This is a genomic window from Marinobacterium sp. xm-a-127 (assembly GCF_013283425.1).
GTDB lineage: Bacteria > Pseudomonadota > Gammaproteobacteria > Pseudomonadales > Balneatricaceae > Marinobacterium_E.
The window spans coordinates 45,853-64,776 of record NZ_WBYH01000002.1 but is presented as its reverse complement, the minus strand read 5'-3'; the positions used below and the strand labels follow the sequence as shown (position 1 = coordinate 64,776).

The 18,924-nt window shown below is 49.3% G+C and carries 19 protein-coding genes and 1 pseudogene; 13 read left to right on the top strand and 7 right to left on the bottom strand.

The annotated features are described in order from the left end of the window. The first annotated feature begins 14 nt into the window (after nucleotides 1–14). Nucleotides 15–266, top strand: coding sequence for a glutaredoxin family protein (locus XMA127_RS04430; protein ID WP_371731430.1), 252 nt, complete (start codon nucleotides 15–17; stop codon nucleotides 264–266). Here the strand turns inward: XMA127_RS04430 and XMA127_RS12045 are convergent. Then, nucleotides 249–2,108, bottom strand: a complete 1,860-nt coding sequence (locus tag XMA127_RS12045) for a transglycosylase SLT domain-containing protein (RefSeq protein ID WP_173484476.1) — start codon at nucleotides 2,106–2,108, stop codon at nucleotides 249–251. The genes XMA127_RS04430 and XMA127_RS12045 overlap by 18 nt on opposite strands. Before the next feature lie 201 nt (nucleotides 2,109–2,309). On the opposite strand from XMA127_RS12045, the gene XMA127_RS04420 reads away from it, so the two are divergent. Continuing rightward, nucleotides 2,310–4,199, top strand: a complete 1,890-nt coding sequence (locus XMA127_RS04420) for an ATP-binding cassette domain-containing protein (protein WP_173484477.1) — start codon at nucleotides 2,310–2,312, stop codon at nucleotides 4,197–4,199. Here the strand turns inward: XMA127_RS04420 and XMA127_RS04415 are convergent. Further along, the gene (locus XMA127_RS04415) at nucleotides 4,196–4,630 is read right to left on the bottom strand and encodes a universal stress protein (RefSeq protein ID WP_173482405.1); all 435 of its coding nucleotides are present in this window, start codon (nucleotides 4,628–4,630) and stop codon (nucleotides 4,196–4,198) included. The genes XMA127_RS04420 and XMA127_RS04415 overlap by 4 nt on opposite strands. 60 nt (nucleotides 4,631–4,690) lie before the next feature. Here XMA127_RS04415 and XMA127_RS04410 point away from each other — a divergent pair, with 60 nt between their 5' ends. The 4 genes from XMA127_RS04410 (at nucleotide 4,691) to XMA127_RS04395 (ending at nucleotide 8,718) form a co-directional block, all read left to right on the top strand. After that, nucleotides 4,691–5,197: a hypothetical protein gene (locus XMA127_RS04410; RefSeq protein ID WP_173480802.1), complete on the top strand. Its 507-nt coding sequence runs from the start codon at nucleotides 4,691–4,693 to the stop codon at nucleotides 5,195–5,197. After that, a complete protein-coding gene (locus tag XMA127_RS04405; protein WP_173480803.1) occupies nucleotides 5,197–5,412 on the top strand; it encodes a DUF1653 domain-containing protein in 216 nt (71 codons plus the stop codon). Before XMA127_RS04410 ends, XMA127_RS04405 begins: the two co-directional genes overlap by 1 nt. Nucleotides 5,413–5,569: 157 nt before the next feature. Next, the gene (topA, locus tag XMA127_RS04400) at nucleotides 5,570–8,209 is read left to right on the top strand and encodes a type I DNA topoisomerase (RefSeq protein ID WP_173482406.1); all 2,640 of its coding nucleotides are present in this window, start codon (nucleotides 5,570–5,572) and stop codon (nucleotides 8,207–8,209) included. Next, nucleotides 8,209–8,718, top strand: a complete 510-nt coding sequence (locus XMA127_RS04395; protein WP_173482407.1) for a DUF6586 family protein — start codon at nucleotides 8,209–8,211, stop codon at nucleotides 8,716–8,718. The genes topA and XMA127_RS04395 overlap by 1 nt, the downstream gene beginning before the upstream one ends. A gap of 2 nt (nucleotides 8,719–8,720) precedes the next feature. On the opposite strand, the gene XMA127_RS04390 is transcribed toward XMA127_RS04395, so the two are convergent. The 3 genes from XMA127_RS04390 to lexA form a co-directional block, all read right to left on the bottom strand. Then, the gene (locus tag XMA127_RS04390) at nucleotides 8,721–9,188 is read right to left on the bottom strand and encodes a thioesterase family protein (protein ID WP_173482408.1); all 468 of its coding nucleotides are present in this window, start codon (nucleotides 9,186–9,188) and stop codon (nucleotides 8,721–8,723) included. A gap of 129 nt (nucleotides 9,189–9,317) precedes the next feature. Further along, the gene (locus tag XMA127_RS04385) at nucleotides 9,318–9,722 is read right to left on the bottom strand and encodes a SulA-like leucine-rich domain-containing protein (protein ID WP_173482409.1); all 405 of its coding nucleotides are present in this window, start codon (nucleotides 9,720–9,722) and stop codon (nucleotides 9,318–9,320) included. An 11-nt stretch (nucleotides 9,723–9,733) separates the two neighbouring features. Beyond that, nucleotides 9,734–10,345: a transcriptional repressor LexA gene (lexA, locus tag XMA127_RS04380; RefSeq protein WP_173480808.1), complete on the bottom strand. Its 612-nt coding sequence runs from the start codon at nucleotides 10,343–10,345 to the stop codon at nucleotides 9,734–9,736. 151 nt (nucleotides 10,346–10,496) lie between these two features. Here lexA and dinG point away from each other — a divergent pair, with 151 nt between their 5' ends. The 7 genes and pseudogenes from dinG (at nucleotide 10,497) to XMA127_RS04345 (ending at nucleotide 17,652) form a co-directional block, all read left to right on the top strand. Beyond that, nucleotides 10,497–12,614 carry an ATP-dependent DNA helicase DinG gene (dinG, locus tag XMA127_RS04375; protein WP_173482410.1) on the top strand — a complete coding sequence of 706 codons (2,118 nt, stop codon included), beginning with the start codon at nucleotides 10,497–10,499 and terminating at the stop codon, nucleotides 12,612–12,614. A gap of 24 nt (nucleotides 12,615–12,638) precedes the next feature. Continuing rightward, a pseudogene (locus XMA127_RS04370) lies at nucleotides 12,639–13,952 on the top strand (DEAD/DEAH box helicase); the annotation flags it as partial. A 269-nt stretch (nucleotides 13,953–14,221) separates the two neighbouring features. Next, nucleotides 14,222–14,431 carry a hypothetical protein gene (locus XMA127_RS04365; RefSeq protein ID WP_173482411.1) on the top strand — a complete coding sequence of 70 codons (210 nt, stop codon included), beginning with the start codon at nucleotides 14,222–14,224 and terminating at the stop codon, nucleotides 14,429–14,431. Nucleotides 14,432–14,445: 14 nt separating this feature from the next. Then, entirely contained in the window at nucleotides 14,446–15,468 is a 1,023-nt protein-coding gene (locus XMA127_RS04360; RefSeq protein ID WP_173482412.1) for an NAD(P)H-dependent glycerol-3-phosphate dehydrogenase, read from the top strand. Nucleotides 15,469–15,470: 2 nt separating this feature from the next. Further along, on the top strand, nucleotides 15,471–15,926 hold the full coding sequence (locus tag XMA127_RS04355; RefSeq protein WP_173484478.1) for a histidine phosphatase family protein: 456 nt from the start codon (nucleotides 15,471–15,473) through the stop codon (nucleotides 15,924–15,926). Nucleotides 15,927–15,956: 30 nt separating this feature from the next. Then, entirely contained in the window at nucleotides 15,957–16,805 is an 849-nt protein-coding gene (locus tag XMA127_RS04350) for an alpha/beta fold hydrolase (RefSeq protein ID WP_173484479.1), read from the top strand. A 25-nt stretch (nucleotides 16,806–16,830) separates the two neighbouring features. Beyond that, nucleotides 16,831–17,652: a DUF4892 domain-containing protein gene (locus XMA127_RS04345; RefSeq protein WP_173480815.1), complete on the top strand. Its 822-nt coding sequence runs from the start codon at nucleotides 16,831–16,833 to the stop codon at nucleotides 17,650–17,652. 52 nt (nucleotides 17,653–17,704) lie between these two features. Here the strand turns inward: XMA127_RS04345 and folE are convergent, their stop codons facing one another. Further along, a complete protein-coding gene (folE, locus tag XMA127_RS04340) occupies nucleotides 17,705–18,244 on the bottom strand; it encodes a GTP cyclohydrolase I FolE (RefSeq protein ID WP_173480816.1) in 540 nt (179 codons plus the stop codon). An 84-nt stretch (nucleotides 18,245–18,328) separates the two neighbouring features. Further along, entirely contained in the window at nucleotides 18,329–18,904 is a 576-nt protein-coding gene (locus tag XMA127_RS04335; RefSeq protein ID WP_173480817.1) for a Smr/MutS family protein, read from the bottom strand. Nucleotides 18,905–18,924 lie beyond the last annotated feature (20 nt).

Here is an 18,924-nt window from a genome sequence, read left to right as displayed (position 1 = left end):
GGGATTTTTAAATCGTGAAATTGTTGGAATTAATGACGACAGAGGGTTGCCATCTGTGTGATCAAGCACTCCCTCTGTTGGTCTCTGGTATTGATCCGTCAAAGTATGAAGTGGATCTGGTCGATATAGCCTTTGATGACGAGTTGATGAATCAATATGCCACCCGGATACCGGTCTTGGTCGATCCTCAATCTAAGCAGTCACTGGATTGGCCGTTTGATGCTGAGCAGTTGGCACAGTTTATCAGATCAGTTGAGGGCCAGTAGGGCCTGTTCGGTCGGTGTTAGCATCTGTCGTGTTTGGCCCTTACGCTGTGCGTAGATGACAGAAAAGCTGAGAACATTCTGCACATAGGTACGGGTCTCATCAAAGGGGATGAGCTCTATGAATATCTCCAACGGCAAATTCTCACGGCCCTTCAGCCAACGGCTGACACGGTGAGGCCCCGCATTATAGGCCGCCGTTGCATAGATTCGATTTTTATCAAATTGACGATACATCTGCGCTAGGTAAGCTGTACCTAGCTGTACATTGAAATCAGGATCGTAGAGGCGGTTACTACTTTTATACTTCACCTTGATAGATTTGGCAGTGCGCTTAGCCGTTCTGGGCATCAACTGCATGAGCCCTCTAGCACCAACACTGGATCGAGCCCAGGGGAATAGGGCGCTCTCCTGTCTAGCAAGAGCCTGTGCCCAGATAGGGTCTATATTTCGCTTATTGGCATGTTTGATAAAGAGACTCTCAAACCCCTCTGGGAAGCGAAGGTCCATATCATTCCAAAACTCATGGTAAGCGGCGGCTAGAATTCCCTGTTGGTACCAACCTAGCTCATTCATCAAGTGCGCGGCGTGTTGGATCTCATTCGAAGACATCGTCTCTATCCAACGATTAAACTCAGATCGTGAAACTGTATAGCGATCAAGCGCTGTCAGCTCTTTAATGCGCAGATAGTGTTTGGAGTCTCTTAATTTAGCTAGCAGGGTTGGATCAAGCGTGATCGGTTCATGATTCAAATCAGCGGGTTGCCCAAGATGATCAGCTGCTAGAAATCCGTAAAAACTGCGTTTGGTACGAAGTGTATCTAATATCTCTGTTCGCATTGGATTATTGGGGAGTGCGGCTAGCCAATATTGCCAACGAGGGGAGTCTTGCAGCTCTTTAGGGAGCTTGGCAATCAGGGTGGCGACCTCCTGCCAGTCCTGTTCAAGCAGGGCTAAGCGTATGCGCCATTCAGTGAGTTCAGCACTGGCAAAGGTTGGATCAAGCTTGGCGAGTTTGATTCGATCATGTGCATCAAGCTCCTTAGCGACCCTTACACCAACACGCGTGAGCTCTTGTAAATTATCCGCCAGACTCAGATCAAATCCTTTGCCCAGTTTTAGCAACAGATTTAACGCTTCATATGGGTCGTGACGATACGCACGTTCAATCGCAATGCGTTGAATTTTGGCGAGCTGCTTAGCTGAGTAACCGCTGCCCATTCGAAGGACTTTAAAGGGTGATCGATAGACCGATCGAGCCGCATCAGCAATGCGACGATCAGACTCTGACTTAACAAAGCGCAGCGCATAACCCGACAGTCCCCATTTGTTGGCATCCAACGCATTGAGAACCCGTTTGAGTGCGACATCGCTGGTCAGATCACCATTGGCTCTAAACAGTCTGAATAGATCATCACAACTGTCTGGCTGAGAGCGGCCCACACTCCAGAGTGATGCCGCAAGTTTAGAGGCTTCAGTTGTGCGCTTTTGTCGATAGAGAGCTTCGGCATAGCGACACTGCATCTCAGTATTAGGGGAATCGATCTCAGTGTAGTGGCTGAGGAATGCCCCCCAATCTCTCTTTTCCCCTAGATGCTCTGTGTAGTTGAAACGCAATAGCCCCTCTAAGTGTGAATCAGGGTACTGGTTGGTAAACTGTTGAATATCCACTGGCTTGAGTCGATTCAGTTCGGCACTGTACTGATTGAAGACTAGGTAGGGGTAGAGGGGGTAAGACTCGAGCTGTTTAGCGGCGGGGTCATCAAGATCTAAGCGACCCAGTTTGGCGAGTCTCTCGGCTTTTAGAAATGCGAGTTGCTCTGCACTCTCTTTACCTTTGGCCACGGATTCTATGCTGATGGCAAAAGTGCTAAAGAGAATGGGGGCTAAGTATTTATTCAATTTATTCGTTGTTAACAAAGCTCGCACTCAAATAAGTCTCTGCACTAACTATGGTTTAAATCTGCAAAAATTTCACCCCTTGTCAGGTTAATTTTTAGCAACTGAGTTAAACTACGCGACCAGTTTTACAATTAAGCGACTCACATGGCATTTATTCGATTTGATCAGGTCTCTCTGGCCTTTGGTACCCGAGCAATTTTAGACAACGCAAACCTGCAAATTGAGGCGGGTGAGCGAGTAGCGCTGGTCGGTATTAACGGTACGGGTAAATCAACCCTACTAAAAATCGTTTCGGGTGAAATGGACGTTGATAGCGGTGTCATTTGGCGCAGCCCAACCGCTCGAATTGCTCAGTTACCACAGAGCCTACCCGCGGCCGATGAACGATCGGTTCGCAGTGTTGTAGAAGCAGGTTTGGCTGATCTGGTTGAGTTGCGAGATCGCTACGAGACATTACTGGCTAACAGTAATGCTTCGCTCGATGAGTTGGAGCGTCTTCAGCATGATCTGGAAGCCCGTGATGCTTGGTCACTTGAGACGCGTGTGGATCGCATTCTTAGTCAACTTCAGCTACCTGGCGAAAAGCTGATGTCTGAACTCTCAGGTGGCTGGCGCCGTCGAGCTGCCTTAGGGGCTGCACTGGTTCAAAGCCCTGATCTGTTGCTGCTGGATGAGCCAACCAACCACTTGGATATTGAGACCATCGAGTGGTTAGAAGAGGTATTAGCCGCTTACAAAGGCGGGCTTCTATTTATCTCGCACGACCGTGCTCTAGTCGAGCGTTTAGCAACCCGTATTATTGAGTTAGACCGAGGTCAGTTGGTCGACTTTCCAGGCAGTTATGCAACCTACCTTACGCAAAAAGAGAAATTGCTCGAGGAGGAGGCCAAGCAGGCTGCTCTGTTTGATAAAAAATTGGCGCAGGAAGAGGCGTGGATACGTCAAGGTATCAAAGCTCGTCGTACCCGTAACGAGGGACGTGTTCGTGCTCTGAAGCAGCTGCGTGTTGAGCGATCCGAACGCCGTGAACGTCAGGGTAAAGCCAAGTTCGATGTGGAAGAGGCGGTTCGCTCGGGTAAGTTGGTGGCCGAGCTGCAGAATGTCTCTCTGAGTTATGCGGGACAGCCAGTCGTTAAGGATCTGTCAGTGCGTATTCAGCGAGGCGATCGCATCGGTCTGATTGGTCCGAACGGTATTGGTAAGAGTTCGCTGCTTAAGTTGATTTTAGGGGAGCAGGCTCCGGATCAGGGGGATGTGCGCCTTGGTAGCCAACTGGTGGTGGGTTATTTCGATCAGCTGCGTGGCCAAGTGGACCCCGAGAAGAGCATCATCGATAACGTCTCAGGCGGTCGTGAAAGTATCGATATTAACGGTCGATCACGTCATATCATCAGTTATCTTCAAGATTTCCTGTTCACACCAGAGCGTGCGCGCACACCGGTTAAAGCCCTGTCCGGCGGCGAGACTAACCGCGTGATGTTGGCTAAGTTGTTCAGTCAGCCCTCGAACCTGTTGGTGCTCGATGAGCCGACCAATGACTTGGATGTCGAGACACTGGAGCTGCTCGAAGAGATTCTGCTCGACTATCAAGGGACTCTTTTGTTGGTGAGCCATGATCGTCAATTCCTCGATAACATCGTCACCAGCACGCTTGCGTTTGAGGGTGAGGGTGTCATTCGTGAATATGTGGGCGGTTACCACGACTGGTTACGTCAGCGACCTAAAAATGTAGTGACTCAGAGTGTTGTACCAAAATCTGAGCCAGCTAAACCGGCTAAAAAAGAGGCTGCAGAGGCTAAAAAGCCCGTTAAACTCTCCTATAAACTGCAGCGAGAGTTGGACATGCTTCCAGAACAGATGGAGCAGACTGAAGCGGCCGTTGAAGCGCAGCAGGCCGTTTGTGGTTCAGCGGACTTTTATCAGCGACCTCATGAAGAGGTCACCGCTGAACTTGAAAAGTTAAGCACTCTAGAAGCCCAGTTGGAGACGCAGATGGAGCGCTGGATGGAGTTAGAGGCGATGGCTGAGGGTTAATGCCCCAATCGTACGGCCAGAATATCGCACTCTGCGCCGTGCAGAACGCCATTGGAGGTGGACCCAAGTAACAGCGATAGACCATGGCGACCGTGAGAGCCAATCACGATGAGATCAGTTTTAAGATCTTTCGCGACGGCATGAATCTCTGAACCAGTGTTGCCCGTTGCGACAATCGCTTTATTAATAGGGTAGCCAAGGCTGGTGGCAAGGGCGCTCAGTTTAGACTCGGCGTGGTTCTCAATTTGAGTTTGGATGTCGGCAATGTCGACAGGGATCTCACCGCCATAGGCGTAGCTGACAATCTCGACCACATGAATCAGATTGAGCTCAGCTTGATTCTGTTCGGCTAGCAGTTTGGCTCTTTCAAGCACAACACCAGACTCTTCAGAAAGGTCGATGGCAACAAGAATACGATTGTAGTGACTCATGGTGATTCTCCCTGTTTAGTCCCTACTACTATTAATAGCAGACAAGAAGGTTTTTAACATATGAAGTGGGCAATTATTGTTCTGATCATGCTCTCTTTGATCGGTTCTATGATGTGGGTCATGCCAAGTCCTCGTCAGCGCTTCCAATCTAAGCTCAGACTAGAGGCACGCAAGCTCGGTTTTCAGGTGCAGCTATCGCGTCTAGAGATACCCAGAGCCAAGGGCGAGATGGAGTCAGAAATTATCAATATGGCGGCTTACCGTATGCTGCGTGGCAAATTGGATCGATCAGCAAAAGAGCAGTGGGTTGAGTGGATGGTGGCTCGAGTCGACGCCATGGCCGCTGATGGCCTTCCTGAGGGCTGGTCCTGGGCAAAGGGTGAAAGATCTTTGAGTCCTACTAAGCTGAAAGCGCTCAGTGATTGGCTTGATCAGTTGCCTGAAGAGGTCGTTGCGGTTGAATCAACCGCCATTCACCTGACGCTCTATTGGCGCGAACCCGAGCGGGCTGGCGCACTGGATGAGCTAGGTGAAAAGGCCAATCAACTGTTAACGGAGATGATTTAATGAGCGGCGAGTTAACCCCAGGGATTTACAGACACTATAAAGGCAATGACTACGAAGTGATTGGAACCGCCAGACACTCAGAGACAGAAGAGTTGATGGTGGTCTATCGAACACTCTATGGCAACTTCGATCTCTGGGTGCGTCCCTATGAGATGTTTGTTGAAAAAGTGCGTTTAGAGTCTGGGGAAGAGGTTGATCGATTTTCACTGATCTAAACAGCTCTCTTAGCACTTATTATTAAGGCGTTTATTTGCATTTATTTTTTAGCGCTGTATTGTTGCGCCGATAAATTTTTTGCAATGCTCACTTGACGCTGAAGTCAGTTTCCACGTATTTGTAAAAATAGACAGAGTTTTGAATAGGTAGATAAAGATGGGTAAAACCCTGGTAATTGTGGAGTCACCAGCCAAGGCCAAGACGATCAATAAGTATCTTGGTAACCAGTACGTGGTTAAGTCCAGCGTTGGTCACATCCGTGATCTGCCGACCAGTGGTAGTGCCCAGAAGTCTGATCCTAAAGAGCGCGCTAAACAGGCTGCTTTGACACGCAAACTCTCGCCAGAGCAGAAGGTTGAGCATAAAAAGCGCAAACAGAAAGAGCAGCTTATTGCCCGTATGGGGATTGATCCCAACAAGGATTGGGCAGCTCATTATGAGATCCTTCCCGGTAAAGAGAAGGTCGTTGATGAACTGCGCAAACTGGCTAAGAGCGCTGATCAGATCTATCTCGCAACCGATTTGGACCGTGAAGGGGAGGCCATTGCATGGCACCTTCGCGAAGCGATTGGCGGTGATGATTCACGCTACCGTCGTGTTGTCTTTAACGAGATTACCAAGAAAGCGATCAATGAAGCGTTCGAAAAACCGAGCGATCTAGACCTAAATCGTGTTAATGCGCAGCAAGCGCGCCGTTTTCTTGACCGCGTTGTTGGTTATATGGTCTCTCCACTTCTTTGGGAGAAGGTGGCTCGTGGTCTGTCGGCGGGTCGTGTTCAATCCGTTGCGGTACGTCTGGTCGTTGAGCGTGAACGTGAAATTCGTGCCTTTATTCCCGATGAGTATTGGGAGTTGCATGCGGATGCGCAGACTCAAGGTGATAAGGCGGTTCGTCTAGAGGTCGTTAAACAGGCCGGTGCGGCATTTAAACCGACCAATGAAGATCAGGCGATGGCGGCAGTCAAAGCGCTGCAAAGTGCCTCTTATGAGGTCGTTAATCGTGAAGATCGTCCAACCAGCAGCAAGCCCTCTGCACCCTTTATTACCTCTACCTTGCAGCAGGCCGCCAGCACCCGTTTAGGTTTCGGTGTTAAGAAGACCATGATGCTCGCTCAGCGTCTCTATGAAGCGGGTTACATTACCTACATGCGTACCGACTCGACTAACTTAAGTAACGAGGCGGTTGAAGCGGCACGAGAGTTTATTGGTTCTCAGTTTGGTGGTGAATACTTGCCACCTCAGCCGATTCGTTATAGCTCTAAAGAGGGCGCACAAGAGGCGCACGAGGCGATCCGTCCATCGGATGTCAATGTTACCTCTGACTCATTGAACGGTGTCGATGCCGACGCAGTTCGACTCTACGACCTGATTCGTAACCAATTCCTAGCCTGTCAAATGACACCCGCTCGTTACCTAAGTACCCGTGTCACAGTGAAAGCGGGTGCCTATGAGCTGACCACTAAAGGTCGTGTCTTGCAGTTCGACGGTTACACCCGTGTGATGAACTTCCGCGGTAAATCGGATGAAGATCAGATCCTACCTGACATGCAGGTGGGTGAATCACTAAAACTTAAAGCCTTGGACCCTAGCCAGCACTTTACGAAACCGGCACCGCGCTACACAGAAGCGAGTTTGGTTAAAGAGCTTGAGAAGCGCGGTATTGGTCGTCCGTCCACCTACGCAGCGATTATCTCGACAATTCAAGATCGTGGTTACGTCGAAGTTCAAAACCGTCGCTTCTATGCACAAAAAATGGGCGATATCGTTACGGATCGTCTGGCTGAAAGTTTCCCAGACCTTATGGACTTCAGCTTTACCGCGCGTATGGAAGAGAAGCTGGATGATGTGGCAGATGGTGACATCAACTGGAAGGATCTTCTTAACAACTTCTACACACAGTTCGAAGGCGAACTGGAAGCGGCTCAATCAGCGGATGGTGGCATGCGTGCCAATGATCCAACCGAGACCGATATCAGCTGTCCAGCATGTCAGCGCCCAATGATGATTCGTACGGCAACGACGGGCGTCTTCTTGGGTTGCTCTGGTTATGCTTTGCCACCTAAAGAGCGTTGTAAAACGACCATCAACCTGATTCCTGGTGATGAGGTTGTCGCAGTGGATGCAGACGATGAGGCAGAGTCACGTCTGCTTCTAGAGAAGCACCGTTGTGGTAAATGTGGCTCCTCTATGGACTCCTACTTGATCGATGAGAAGCGCAAGTTACACATCTGTGGTAACAACCCAGATTGTGACGGCTTTGAGGTCGAAGAGGGTAACTACCGTATCAAGGGCTATGAAGGCCCTGTAGTCGAGTGTGATAAGTGTAGCGCTGAGATGCACCTTAAAACGGGCCGTTTCGGTAAGTTCTTTGGTTGTACCAACTCAGAGTGTAAAAACACACGTAAGCTGCTCAAGAATGGTGAAGTGGCTCCGCCTAAGATGGATCCAGTTCCGATGCCGGAGCTTAAGTGTCAGAAGGTTGACGATACCTACATCCTGCGTGATGGAGCCAGTGGTCTATTCCTGGCAGCAAGCCAATTCCCACGTAATCGTGAGACCCGTGCACCTCTGGTCAAAGAGTTGATTCCACATAAAAATGCGATTGACCCTAAATATCACTTCTTAATGGAAGGGCCTCAGCAAGATGAGCAGGGTAACCCCGCTCAAATACGTTACAGCCGCAAAACCAAAGAGCAGTACCTTATGACGGAAGTTGACGGTAAGGCGACTGGTTGGAGAGCTTACTTCACCAATGGTATGTGGCAAATTGAAGCAGCCAAAGCTAAGAAGCGTTAATGGCTGACCTATACTCCCAGCGTGTGAATCAAACACTCGCGTTTGCACAATATGCGCTGGTGGGTATCAACACTGAGTTGACCGGTGAATCGACCAATCGTATGAAGCTTCGTGGCCTGCAAGAGGCTGCGCTGTTTCATTTAGACAGCGCCTATAAAGCCTATCTTAATGAGTTGGCTGAACGTGAGCGTGTCCTGCTGACCCAGTCGACACCCTCTGAATTGAGCAAGGCTTTTAAGCAACAGGGAATCCATTCCAGTGAGTTGGATGAGATGGAGCTGCTCTGTCAGGATTCCGGTAGTTGGTTGTCTAAGTTGATCAGTGCCATCAAAGCTATTCATAAACCCCTACCTCCCTCGCAAGAGAGCGCTAGCCAATCTGACATAGCAATTATAGATTTAGCGAAAGAAGCGAGCCTTGAGGAGCAACTTGAGACTCAGTTGCAGGGTTGGTATGAGCAGTTACGAGCGATGATCCTGAGGCATCGCTCTAACGCGCAAGAGTGGTAAACTCAGTTCATTCCTTTTGTTTCAACACCCTTCACAAAGAGATGATCATTCAGATAGTGTCTTGTCGCATCCGCAAGTGGGGCTGATTTGCGACTGCTCACATCCATCTGAACAATGGTCGTCTCTGCCGTCGCGACACAGACGTCATCTTGGAACAGCACCTGGTAGAGCCCAAATGAGCTGGTACCCACCCGAGTTACACCGGTGCCAATATCCAGACGTCCTGGCCAGGTGATCTCACCTAGAAAGTTCAAATGCAGACTGGCAATGACAAATTCGCAATTGTCATTGGCCAGTGGGTCTTTTGGATCGTAGAGAAATTCGACACGGCCTGTCTCTAGGTAGGTACTGAATGCGGCATTGTTCACGTGGCCCTGACGATCGGTATCGGCATAACGGATCTTATCAAATGTTTGGATAGGGAAGTCGGTTAACTGATACGGCTGCTGATTTGGCTTGTGCGATCCCACACTATTCTCCTTGTAAGTGGTACTCCTCTATTGAGCCTATGATGGTTCAGGGTCTGATTCAAGCTAAATAAAAAAGCCGCTCAAAGAGCGGCTATGGGGGTCTTTGCTACAACGCAGCAAAGGGGGAGGCTAAATTTTTTTACGTACCAATAGACACTCTGTTTCGCTAGAGATCTGAGTGCGTTTCAGTTGGCTGACTAACGCGTCATCGGCAGGGTCATTGTGCCAGCAGATCAGTGTGTGACAGGTTCCCGCTTGCAGTGCGCGCTGAGCCAGTTTGTCTAAACCATGGCGCTTATCACGACGAAGTATCCACACTTTTTTGAGGTCGACACCTGCATCCGCCAGCACCTGCTTAGTCAAAGATTTTGGCGGCTCTAACATAACCAGCCAGCTCTCTTTTTGACTTAATGCGGCAAGCATCGGCAGAAGCATGGTGTTCAGATTTACCTCTGAGGTGTGCTGAACCAGCTCAGTCAAAACCAGTGGTTTAAGACCCGCATCATTCTGTGCAAATTGATTGTAAGCAATCATGGTGATTACCTTTAAAAGTCATTCTGTTGACGAATTACGCCAACACCCAAGCCTTCGATGGTTAACTGCTCTTCACGAAGATCAACTTTAATCGGGTCGAACTCTTCGTTCTCTGCTATCAAGTAGACCATGTGACCATCGCGGTGGAATCGTTTTACCGTGACATCTTCACCGACACGAGCAACGACTATCTGACCCTCACGTGCTTCACGTGTTTGGTGAACTGCTAAAAGATCACCATCCATAATGCCGATGTCTTTCATACTCATGCCGCGGACACGGAGTAGGTAGTCTGCTCTTGGGCGAAAGAAGTCTGAACTGATGGTGCAGTAATCATCGATGTGTTGTTCTGCGAGGATGGGTTCACCTGCGGCAACTTGACCGATGATCGCTAGGCCCTCCTGCTCCTCCTCTTCACCGACGATACGGATACCGCGAGAGGTGCCAGGGATCATCTCAATGGCCCCTTTACGTGCTAAGGCCTTTAGGTGCTCCTCTGCTGCATTGGCAGATTTAAACCCTAGATCGCGAGCAATATCGACGCGTGTAGGTGGAAATCCTGTTTCATCAATATGGCGACGGATGCAATCAAGCACCTCTTCTTGACGATTTGTAAGCTTCATAAACGCCCCCTATGACAGTACTGATTGGAATTTAAATGACTGTCTGTTTATTCAGTATTTGTATTTTTATACAGTATTTTAAATGTCGTCAAGTTTTTTCTGTTTGTATATCCAGTATTTTTGTATGATGGCCAACTAATTCGGAGGCGATGTGCTTAACAAAGAGACCCAAACCACCATACAGACAGCTTATCGCGCATTTCTAAATGCTCGCGATTTAAAGGCTCGTTATGCACAAAAGCATATGATTGCAGCGGTCGCACGGCAGTTGGGTGGTATCTTGTCGGACGATGCGGGTCAGCGTCTGGGTGAAAATCATCTGGTCGCCGTAGAGGCTGGAACGGGCACCGGTAAAACCATTGCTTACCTGCTGGCCGCACTTCCAATAGCGCAGGCTAAAGGTAAAACGCTGATCATTTCGACCGCTACCGTTGCGCTTCAGGAGCAGCTTTTATTAAAAGATCTTCCTGAGTTGGCTGAGCACGCCGGTATTGAATTTAAGTACGAAATTGCTAAAGGGCGTCGGCGCTACCTCTGTGTTAGCCGATTAGAGTCTCTTCTTAGTAATCAGCAGGATCTTTCACAGTCAGCCCTGTTTGAAGATGAGTTGGCCCAAGTTTTGGGGCCTGAACAGATCAAAGAGTACAGCGGCCTGTTGGATGAGTTTGCCAGTGGTCGTTGGAAGGGTGATCGTGATGAGCTAGAGCGCAACCTGGATGATGAGACCTGGATGCCGCTTACCTCAGACCATATGCAGTGTACTAATCGTCGCTGTGCGCATTTCAACGCCTGTCCGTTTTATCGTGCTAGGGCCGATATTGAGACAACCGATCTCTTGGTGGTCAACCACGATCTTGTACTGGCTGACTTGGCGTTAGGCGGTGGTGCGATTCTTCCTGAACCGGCCGATTCAATCTACATATTTGATGAGGCGCATCATCTGGGTGATAAGGCGACTAACCACTTCGCGCTCTCTATGCGAGTTAAAGCGAGTGAAAAGGCCTTCAAAACCCTGGAGCGTCAGTTAAAAGGGCTGTTGGATGAAGCGGATTCTGCATTGGTTTTGCAAGATCCAATCAGTCGTATTCAATCCAGTCTCAATGTGGTTCAGGGGCATTTGCAGCGTCTGGACGATCTAGTCTCTGAACAGTTTTTGCCACTCCCGGTGGATGAGCGCAGGTTGCGCTACCCGCAAGGCAGGGTACCCGACAGTTTGGCTAGCCTGACACGTGAATTGGCTCAGTTTTTATCACAGGTTGATCCTCAGTTAGAGAAGATTATTAATGCCCTTAAAGGGGCGATGGAAGATGAAGAGTCTGCACTCGATAAGGGTGTAGGGGAGCGCTGGTTGCCACCGCTAAGTACCCAGTTTAGCCGTGTCCAGAAGATGATGTGGCTGTGTAGAAGTTTTTCGCAAGATATTGAAAATGAAGAGGATAAAGTTGCAAGGTGGTTGGTTCGTCATGAGTCTGAAGCGGGTCGCGATATTGAACTTCACAGCGCCCCTGTCTCCGCTCAAAACCATCTTCAAGATCTGCTCTGGGATCAGTGTTACGGTGCGGTTTTAACCTCAGCAACGCTAACGGCCCTTGGGCGGTTTGATTCCCTCTTTACTCAATTGGGTCTCCCTTTGGATACGCCAGCACTGCGAATGCCTAGTCCTTTTGACTACGCCAATAAGGCCGTTTTGCATGTCCCGAAAATGAAGTTCGATCCTTCAAAAGCGGATCTTCATACCGAAGAGGTTGCTGATTGGCTTAACCGAGAGTTACCCAATTTAACCTCTGTATTGGTTCTGTTTACCTCTTGGCGCCAAATGCGTCGAGTCGAAGAGTTAATGGATACCAAACTGCTGTCGCGTTTAACGGTTCAAGGTGAACTCAGTAAGCAAGCGATGCTGATAGAGCACAAAGCGAGAATCGACCGTGACGAACCCAGTGTTATTTTTGGTTTGGCGTCGTTTGCAGAGGGTGTAGATCTACCCGGTCACTACCTAAAAGATGTTATCATTACCAAGTTGCCTTTTAGTGTTCCAGATGATCCTGTGGATGCGACCTTGGCTGAGTGGATAGAAGCCCGCGGTGGTAACCCTTTCATGGAGATAAGTGTACCCGCAGCCTCTATCAAACTAACTCAAGCGGCAGGCAGATTACTGCGTACGGAGAATGATTCCGGTCGTGTTGTTTTACTTGATAGGCGTGTCGTGACACGTCGTTATGGACAGCAGTTGATCGATGCGCTTCCTCCTTTTGCGCGCCATTTTGAATGATCTATTGATTGAGAGATCCCGATTTTGACTACAGATACCAACCCTGAACAGCAACAAGGTAATCAAGATTCAAATGAAAAGCGGCGTCGCACCCAGCGTCGTCGTCCCCGCAAAAGCCGTGACGACAAACCTCGTCGCTCGCAAGAGTGGAGCCTTGATCAGTTTGTTGTAGAGCCTCAAAAGGGTAAGGATCGTTTCCACGATTTCTATCTGCCAGACTCATTGATGCGTGGTATTCATGAGCTTGGCTTTGAGTACGCAACACCGATTCAAGCGGCAACGATTAAGCCGGCACTTCAAGGCCGTGACATCATTGGTAAGGCTCAGACCGGTACCGGTAAAACTGCAGCTTTTCTAATCGGGATCATTACCGATCTTCTCGACTTCAAGTTGGATGTTGAACCGCGCAAGGGTGAACCCCGTGCATTGATCATTGCACCGACACGAGAGTTGGCTCTGCAGATTGCAGCCGATGCAGAAGGCCTATGTAAATACACTGGTTTAAGTATCGTCTCGCTGGTAGGTGGCATGGATTATGACGTGCAGCGTGCAGCACTCGCCAAAGCGCCTGTCGATATTTTGGTCGCGACACCGGGTCGCTTGATCGACTTCGTCAGAAATCAGGATATCGATCTCTACAACGTAGAGGTGTTGGTGCTGGATGAGGCTGATCGTATGTTGAGCATGGGCTTCATTCCCGATGTGCGTACCATCATTCGTTCAACACCGCGTAAGGGCGCTGAGCGTCAAACACTGCTCTACAGTGCAACCTTCACCGATGAGATTATGCGTTTAGCGGCGCAGTGGACGCGTGATCCGGTCACGATTGAGATCGAATCAGAGCATCAAACTACGGATAACGTTTCTCAAACGGTATTTCTTGTCTCAAGTGATGAGAAGTACAACTTGCTGCGTAACTACTTACGTATCAATGGCGTCGAGAAAGCGATCGTATTCTGTAACCGTCGTCATGAGACGCGTAAGTTGGCAGAGCGTCTAGAGAAAGACGGTGTCAAAGCGGCCATGATGTCGGGTGAGATCCCACAGAACAAACGCATCAAAACCCTAGAGGGTTTCCGCAGTGGCAAGATCGAAGTCCTAGTGGCTACCGACGTTGCTGGTCGCGGTATACACATTGATGGTGTGAGCCATGTTGTGAACTATCAGCTTCCTGAAGATGCGGATGACTATGTTCACCGTATTGGTCGAACCGGCCGTGCAGGCGCTACCGGTGAATCAATCTGTTTTGCCTGTGAAGACGATTCGTTCCTTATCCCAGACATTGAGTCGATGACCGGTGTTAAATTGAACTGTATCCACCCTGATGCTGAATTGCTGGTTGATCCAAACAGTGTTGTAGTGGAAGAGGCTGTTGAAACAGAGTCGACCGAATTGGAAGCGACAGAGACTGAAACTGAAACCGTTGTTGACGCGCCAGTGGCGGAAGAGCCTCTAGCAAATGAGTCAGTCGACCTAACGGAAGTCTCATCAGAAGAGACGGCTGGCGAGATTGATGTGCTACCCCTTGAAACAGCTGCTGAGACAAGCGAAGAGCAGTTAGATTTAGAGATCAATGAAGAGAGCGACGATAAGGAGTCTCGCAGTTAATGAGTGGTGATCGTCACGGCCTAGCGGGTATTCAAAAAATAGTGGCCATGATTGTCAGTGCGTTCTTCGCAGTGATTGGCTTGCTAGGCTTTAGCAATAGTGGAGATCCGGTTCAGCTGATCCTCTTTCTCGTTGCAGCAATCATCTCTTGGTATGTGATTGGAATGCTGTTCAAGTTGGTTGAACGAATTTTAGACTCCTTAGGTTGAGTTAGGTAAAGGTAATGCAGACAGTGACTAAGGTTGCCGTGTTAGGCGGTGGGAGTTTCGGTACCGTCATCGCCAATATGACGGCTGAAAAAGGTATCCCGACCTCCTTGTGGGTACGTCGAGCTGAACTGGCTAATGATATTAACCAGCAGCGTTGTAACGATCGCTATGTGCCCAACTACCCATTAGCCGACTCCTTGGTTGCGACTGATGATATCGAGTCCGCATTAAAAGACGCTCAGGTTGTCTTTATTGCGATTCCAAGCAGTGGCTTTCGAGCGGTTCTGAATCAAGCTAAACCCTACCTCAACGATGAACAATTGATCGTTAGCACGACCAAAGGCATTGAAGCCGTTAGCTTCAGTCTGATGAGTCAAATCATGGAGCAGGAGTGCCCAACACATCGATCTGGGGTGATCAGTGGCCCTAACCTGGCCAAAGAGATCGCCAAGCGTGAACTGACCGCTACGGTCATTGCCAGTAACGATGAGAATCTTCGAGAGACGGTTCAAGAGCTTCTTCAGTCTAGCTATTTCCGTGTCTATGCCAGCGCTGATACCTTCGGTGTGGAGCTCGGTGGCACCTTGAAGAACATCTATGCCATTGCGTCCGGCATGAGTGCTGCATTGGGTATGGGGGAAAACACTAAAAGCATGCTGATCACGCGCTCTCTAGCAGAGATGAGTCGTCTTGCGGTGAGCATGGGTGCTAATCCTTTGACCTTCCTTGGCTTAGCGGGTGTGGGAGATCTGGTCGTGACCTGTCTATCACCTCTGTCACGTAATTACCGAGTTGGTTATGCGTTGGGGCAGGGTAAGTCATTGGATCAAGCGGTGGCTGAACTGGGAGAGGTCGCTGAGGGTGTCAATACATTGAAACTGGTGAGCGAGCACGCAGAGCAGCAAGATGTCTACATGCCTCTTGTGCGTGGCCTCTACGAGGTAGTCTTTAATCAGGCGCCCGTCAAAGTGGTCATCGGTAAGATGATGGAAGGTGCCCACAGTGCCGATGTTGAGTTTACACTGTCGGGTTCCTGAACATGCGAATCCTATTGATGCGTCATGCGGAGGCTGCCCCTGGCTTCCCGGACGAATCACGTCGCTTAACCCCTTATGGGGAGGCGTCACTGCAAAATCGCCCTGAAGGTCTACAACCTTTCTTAGATGAAGTGACCCACATCTTTGTCAGCCCCTATCAGCGTACTCAGCAGACATTAGCTAACCTTCTGCCCAATCGGGAGGCTCTGCTTCTTGATCTGATTACCCCTGAGGGTGAGCCTGAAGCCGTGTTTAACTATCTGCAATCTCTGCCCGATGAGAGCAGGGTTCTATTAGTGACACACATGCCCTTGGTGGGTCGTCTATTCAGCTCGCTCGTTGAGGGTGAAAGTTGCTTTGGCGTTGGGTTTATGCCCGCTCAAATCGAGGTGGTCGATTGTGATCTGCCTGCAGCGGGGCTGGGTCGCTCCATTGCTCAGTTTACTCATTACCCCTGAACCTACCGCTTACATTTGATAGAAAACAGCATGATTCATCCAAGAGAGATTAGGTTTACCGTTCACAGTCGAACCATTACTGCACTGCAGTGGGGTGAGGATGACCAACCGTTGATTTTGGCACTACACGGTTGGCTAGATAATGCCGAGAGTTACTACAAATTAGCGCCTCACTTGGCGGGTTTTCGTGTTGTCGCTATCGATATGGCAGGGCATGGTCAGTCAGATTGGCGCAGTGCGGATTCGGGCTATCCTGTTTGGGGTTATGTAGAAGATCTTCATGCGGTTAAGCGCCAACTTCAACCCGATGGGGCAATTCGAATACTGGCTCACTCTTTAGGTGCTGGTGTGGCGTCTCTCTACGCCGGGACATTTCCGGATCAGGTGTTAACACTTGGCTTGATAGAGAACCTAGCTCCGTTTACAAACGCCCCCGATCAATTTGCTGAGAATTTAAGCCAGTCGATAACGGATAACTTGTCGATTCAAAAACAGGCTTCTGCTAAATCCAAAGCATTGCTGACCAAGTTAAGAGCAACGGGTCGCTTCCCTGTGCCAGTGGATGCGGCTGAGCGCTTAGTGGTGCGCAGTAGTGAACAACTGCCCAATGGAGAGCTCAGAATACGAGTGGATCCCAGACTCAAATTGCGCTCTTCAGTACGTTTAACAGAAGATCAGGTTCGCAGCACTCTTGCTCAGATAGAGTCACCTGTTTTGGTGATTGCGGGTCAGTCAGGTTTGAGCCAGGAGCTGACCCAAGCACGCTTACCCTTCGTAAAAAATATCGAATTTAGATGGATGCCGGGTGGGCATCATCTACACTTAGAGGATGAGGTCGTGCCACAGATGGCTGCGGCATTTAATGAGTTTTTTGGTTGAGTGAGTGTGTTGAATGATTAGGCTAGTGTTACATCGACTGTTACCCCTGTTTCTATTCTCCTCCATGGCGTTTGCGAATGGGGCTGCTCCTCTGCCCAATGGCATCAGTATTGACCCATCCGCTGAGCTCGATAAACAGATCACTCAAACCGTTCGAGATTATCGCTTTCCTTTAGGCGCTGTCGTTAAGATCAATCGAGATGTTCGCATCGATAAAGAGCAGCAACTGTCGGGCCAACTCACGCGTACAACCTGGGAGATGCCAAAATCATTTGATCCCCATGAACTGCTGCAGGTGCTTCGTGATCAGGTAATTACCCAAAAAGGTGAAATCCTGTTTGAGTGTGATGGTAGAGATTGCGGAACCAGTAATATCTGGGCGAATGACCTATTTAATAATGCCGACCTCTATGGTCGTGATGACTACCAACGCTATTTTGCTGCTAAGCTGGATGATCAATACCTTGCGGCTTACGCGGTAAGACGGGGTAACCGACGTGTTTATCTTCACCTCGATCAGATCACTGAAGCGGAACAGGCGGTGCCTTGGTTGGTGCTACTAGAAGAACGTGGCTGGGTTAAATTACCCAACATCGAAGAGCCAACCCTTAAGCTGTTAGCTGATCATCTGCAGCAAAATCTTTCGCCAATTCGATTGGTCGGTCATCAGCAGGGCAGTGATCAAGGAATTGCTGAACAGGAATCAATGCGCTTAGTTGAACAGGTGAAGGCTTACCTGGATAGGGCAGGCGTAGCCACTGGCCAACTCGAAGTACACGGAATAGGGGCATTAGCACCCAGTGTGCTGGGTGCCGACCAATCTGCTGTGGTCGTGATCGCTAAATAGAAGATCCGATTGGGTGTCAGACTGGAAGTCAGACACCAAACAGCTGAGGTGACTAGTTTACCAGTGACAGGAATTCAGCACGTGTTGCGGGATTAGATCGGAAGCTTCCCAGCATCATTGATGTCTTCATCATCGCGTTTTGCTTTTCGACACCGCGCATCATCATGCACATGTGTTGCGCTTCAATCACAACGCCTACACCCAGAGCACCGGTCACCTCTTGAAGTGCTTCGGCAATCTCTTTGGTCATGTTCTCTTGGATCTGAAGACGGCGTGCGTACATGTCTACGATGCGCGCTATTTTCGACAGACCAATCACTTTACCCTGTGGAATATATGCAACGTGGGCTTTGCCAATGAAAGGGAGTAGGTGGTGTTCACACATTGAGTAGATCTCAATATTTTTCACGAGCACCATTTCAGAGTTGTCTGATGGGAAAAGCGCTCCGTTAACCACCTCTTCAAGCGACTGGTCGTAGCCTTTGGTCAGAAACTTCATCGCTTTTGCAGCGCGTTTAGGCGTATCTAACAAACCTTCGCGGTTAAGATCTTCGCCAATCGCTTCAATGATGTTTTCGTAGGCTTTTTCCATGACTCTATTCCTTTCTCGGGCCTATTTATGCCCGTTAACAACTAAGCGGGCAAACATACGCCAATGTCACCCTTGGGTAAAGGTTTACCGATTGGATTTATGACGCTCATCCGATTTAAGAAGCAGGTAGAGTGCTCCGGTTCCGCCATCTTTTGGCTGAGCAGAGCAGAACGCTAGCACGCCCTCTGTCTGTTGCAGCCACTCGCTGACGTAAGTCTTCAAAAGGGCAGGTTTGTTAGGGTCAGTATAGGATTTGCCATGAACAATCAGTATCGATTTGAGGCCCTGCTTACGACAATCCCTAATAAACAGATGCAACTCGTTGCGTGCTTGGTCGACGGTAAATCCGTGCAGATCAAGACCAGCATCCCAACCTAAGTGACCCGATTGCATCCGTTTGATTAACTTCAGTTGAACACCGGGTACTGCAAAAAGAATGCTCTCTTCGGCACTGAGTAATTCGTGATGAGTAGAGTTTAGCCCATCGACGATAAGCTCCTCTTTTTCGGCGGCCGCCAGTCGACGATATTCAATCGATCCCTCATCGGGTTTGTTGACGGGGCGTTGAATATCAGCGCGATTCTGCTCAATCGGCGTCACATCCTTAAAAAGCTCCTTTAGAGAAGCGAAATCACTGATCTTATCACTCTTATCAGACATGTTGATTACAGGTAAACTAT

Coding starts and splice junctions, on each gene's coding strand:
- XMA127_RS04420 (WP_173484477.1), top strand. CDS start 2,310: ATGGCATTTATTCGATTTGATCAGGTCTCTCTGGCCTTTGGTACCCGA.
- XMA127_RS04415 (WP_173482405.1), bottom strand. CDS start 4,630: ATGAGTCACTACAATCGTATTCTTGTTGCCATCGACCTTTCTGAAGAG.
- XMA127_RS04410 (WP_173480802.1), top strand. CDS start 4,691: ATGAAGTGGGCAATTATTGTTCTGATCATGCTCTCTTTGATCGGTTCT.
- XMA127_RS04405 (WP_173480803.1), top strand. CDS start 5,197: ATGAGCGGCGAGTTAACCCCAGGGATTTACAGACACTATAAAGGCAAT.
- topA (WP_173482406.1), top strand. CDS start 5,570: ATGGGTAAAACCCTGGTAATTGTGGAGTCACCAGCCAAGGCCAAGACG.
- XMA127_RS04395 (WP_173482407.1), top strand. CDS start 8,209: ATGGCTGACCTATACTCCCAGCGTGTGAATCAAACACTCGCGTTTGCA.
- XMA127_RS04385 (WP_173482409.1), bottom strand. CDS start 9,722: ATGATTGCTTACAATCAATTTGCACAGAATGATGCGGGTCTTAAACCA.
- lexA (WP_173480808.1), bottom strand. CDS start 10,345: ATGAAGCTTACAAATCGTCAAGAAGAGGTGCTTGATTGCATCCGTCGC.
- XMA127_RS04365 (WP_173482411.1), top strand. CDS start 14,222: ATGAGTGGTGATCGTCACGGCCTAGCGGGTATTCAAAAAATAGTGGCC.
- XMA127_RS04360 (WP_173482412.1), top strand. CDS start 14,446: ATGCAGACAGTGACTAAGGTTGCCGTGTTAGGCGGTGGGAGTTTCGGT.
- XMA127_RS04355 (WP_173484478.1), top strand. CDS start 15,471: ATGCGAATCCTATTGATGCGTCATGCGGAGGCTGCCCCTGGCTTCCCG.
- XMA127_RS04350 (WP_173484479.1), top strand. CDS start 15,957: ATGATTCATCCAAGAGAGATTAGGTTTACCGTTCACAGTCGAACCATT.
- folE (WP_173480816.1), bottom strand. CDS start 18,244: ATGGAAAAAGCCTACGAAAACATCATTGAAGCGATTGGCGAAGATCTT.
- XMA127_RS04335 (WP_173480817.1), bottom strand. CDS start 18,904: ATGTCTGATAAGAGTGATAAGATCAGTGATTTCGCTTCTCTAAAGGAG.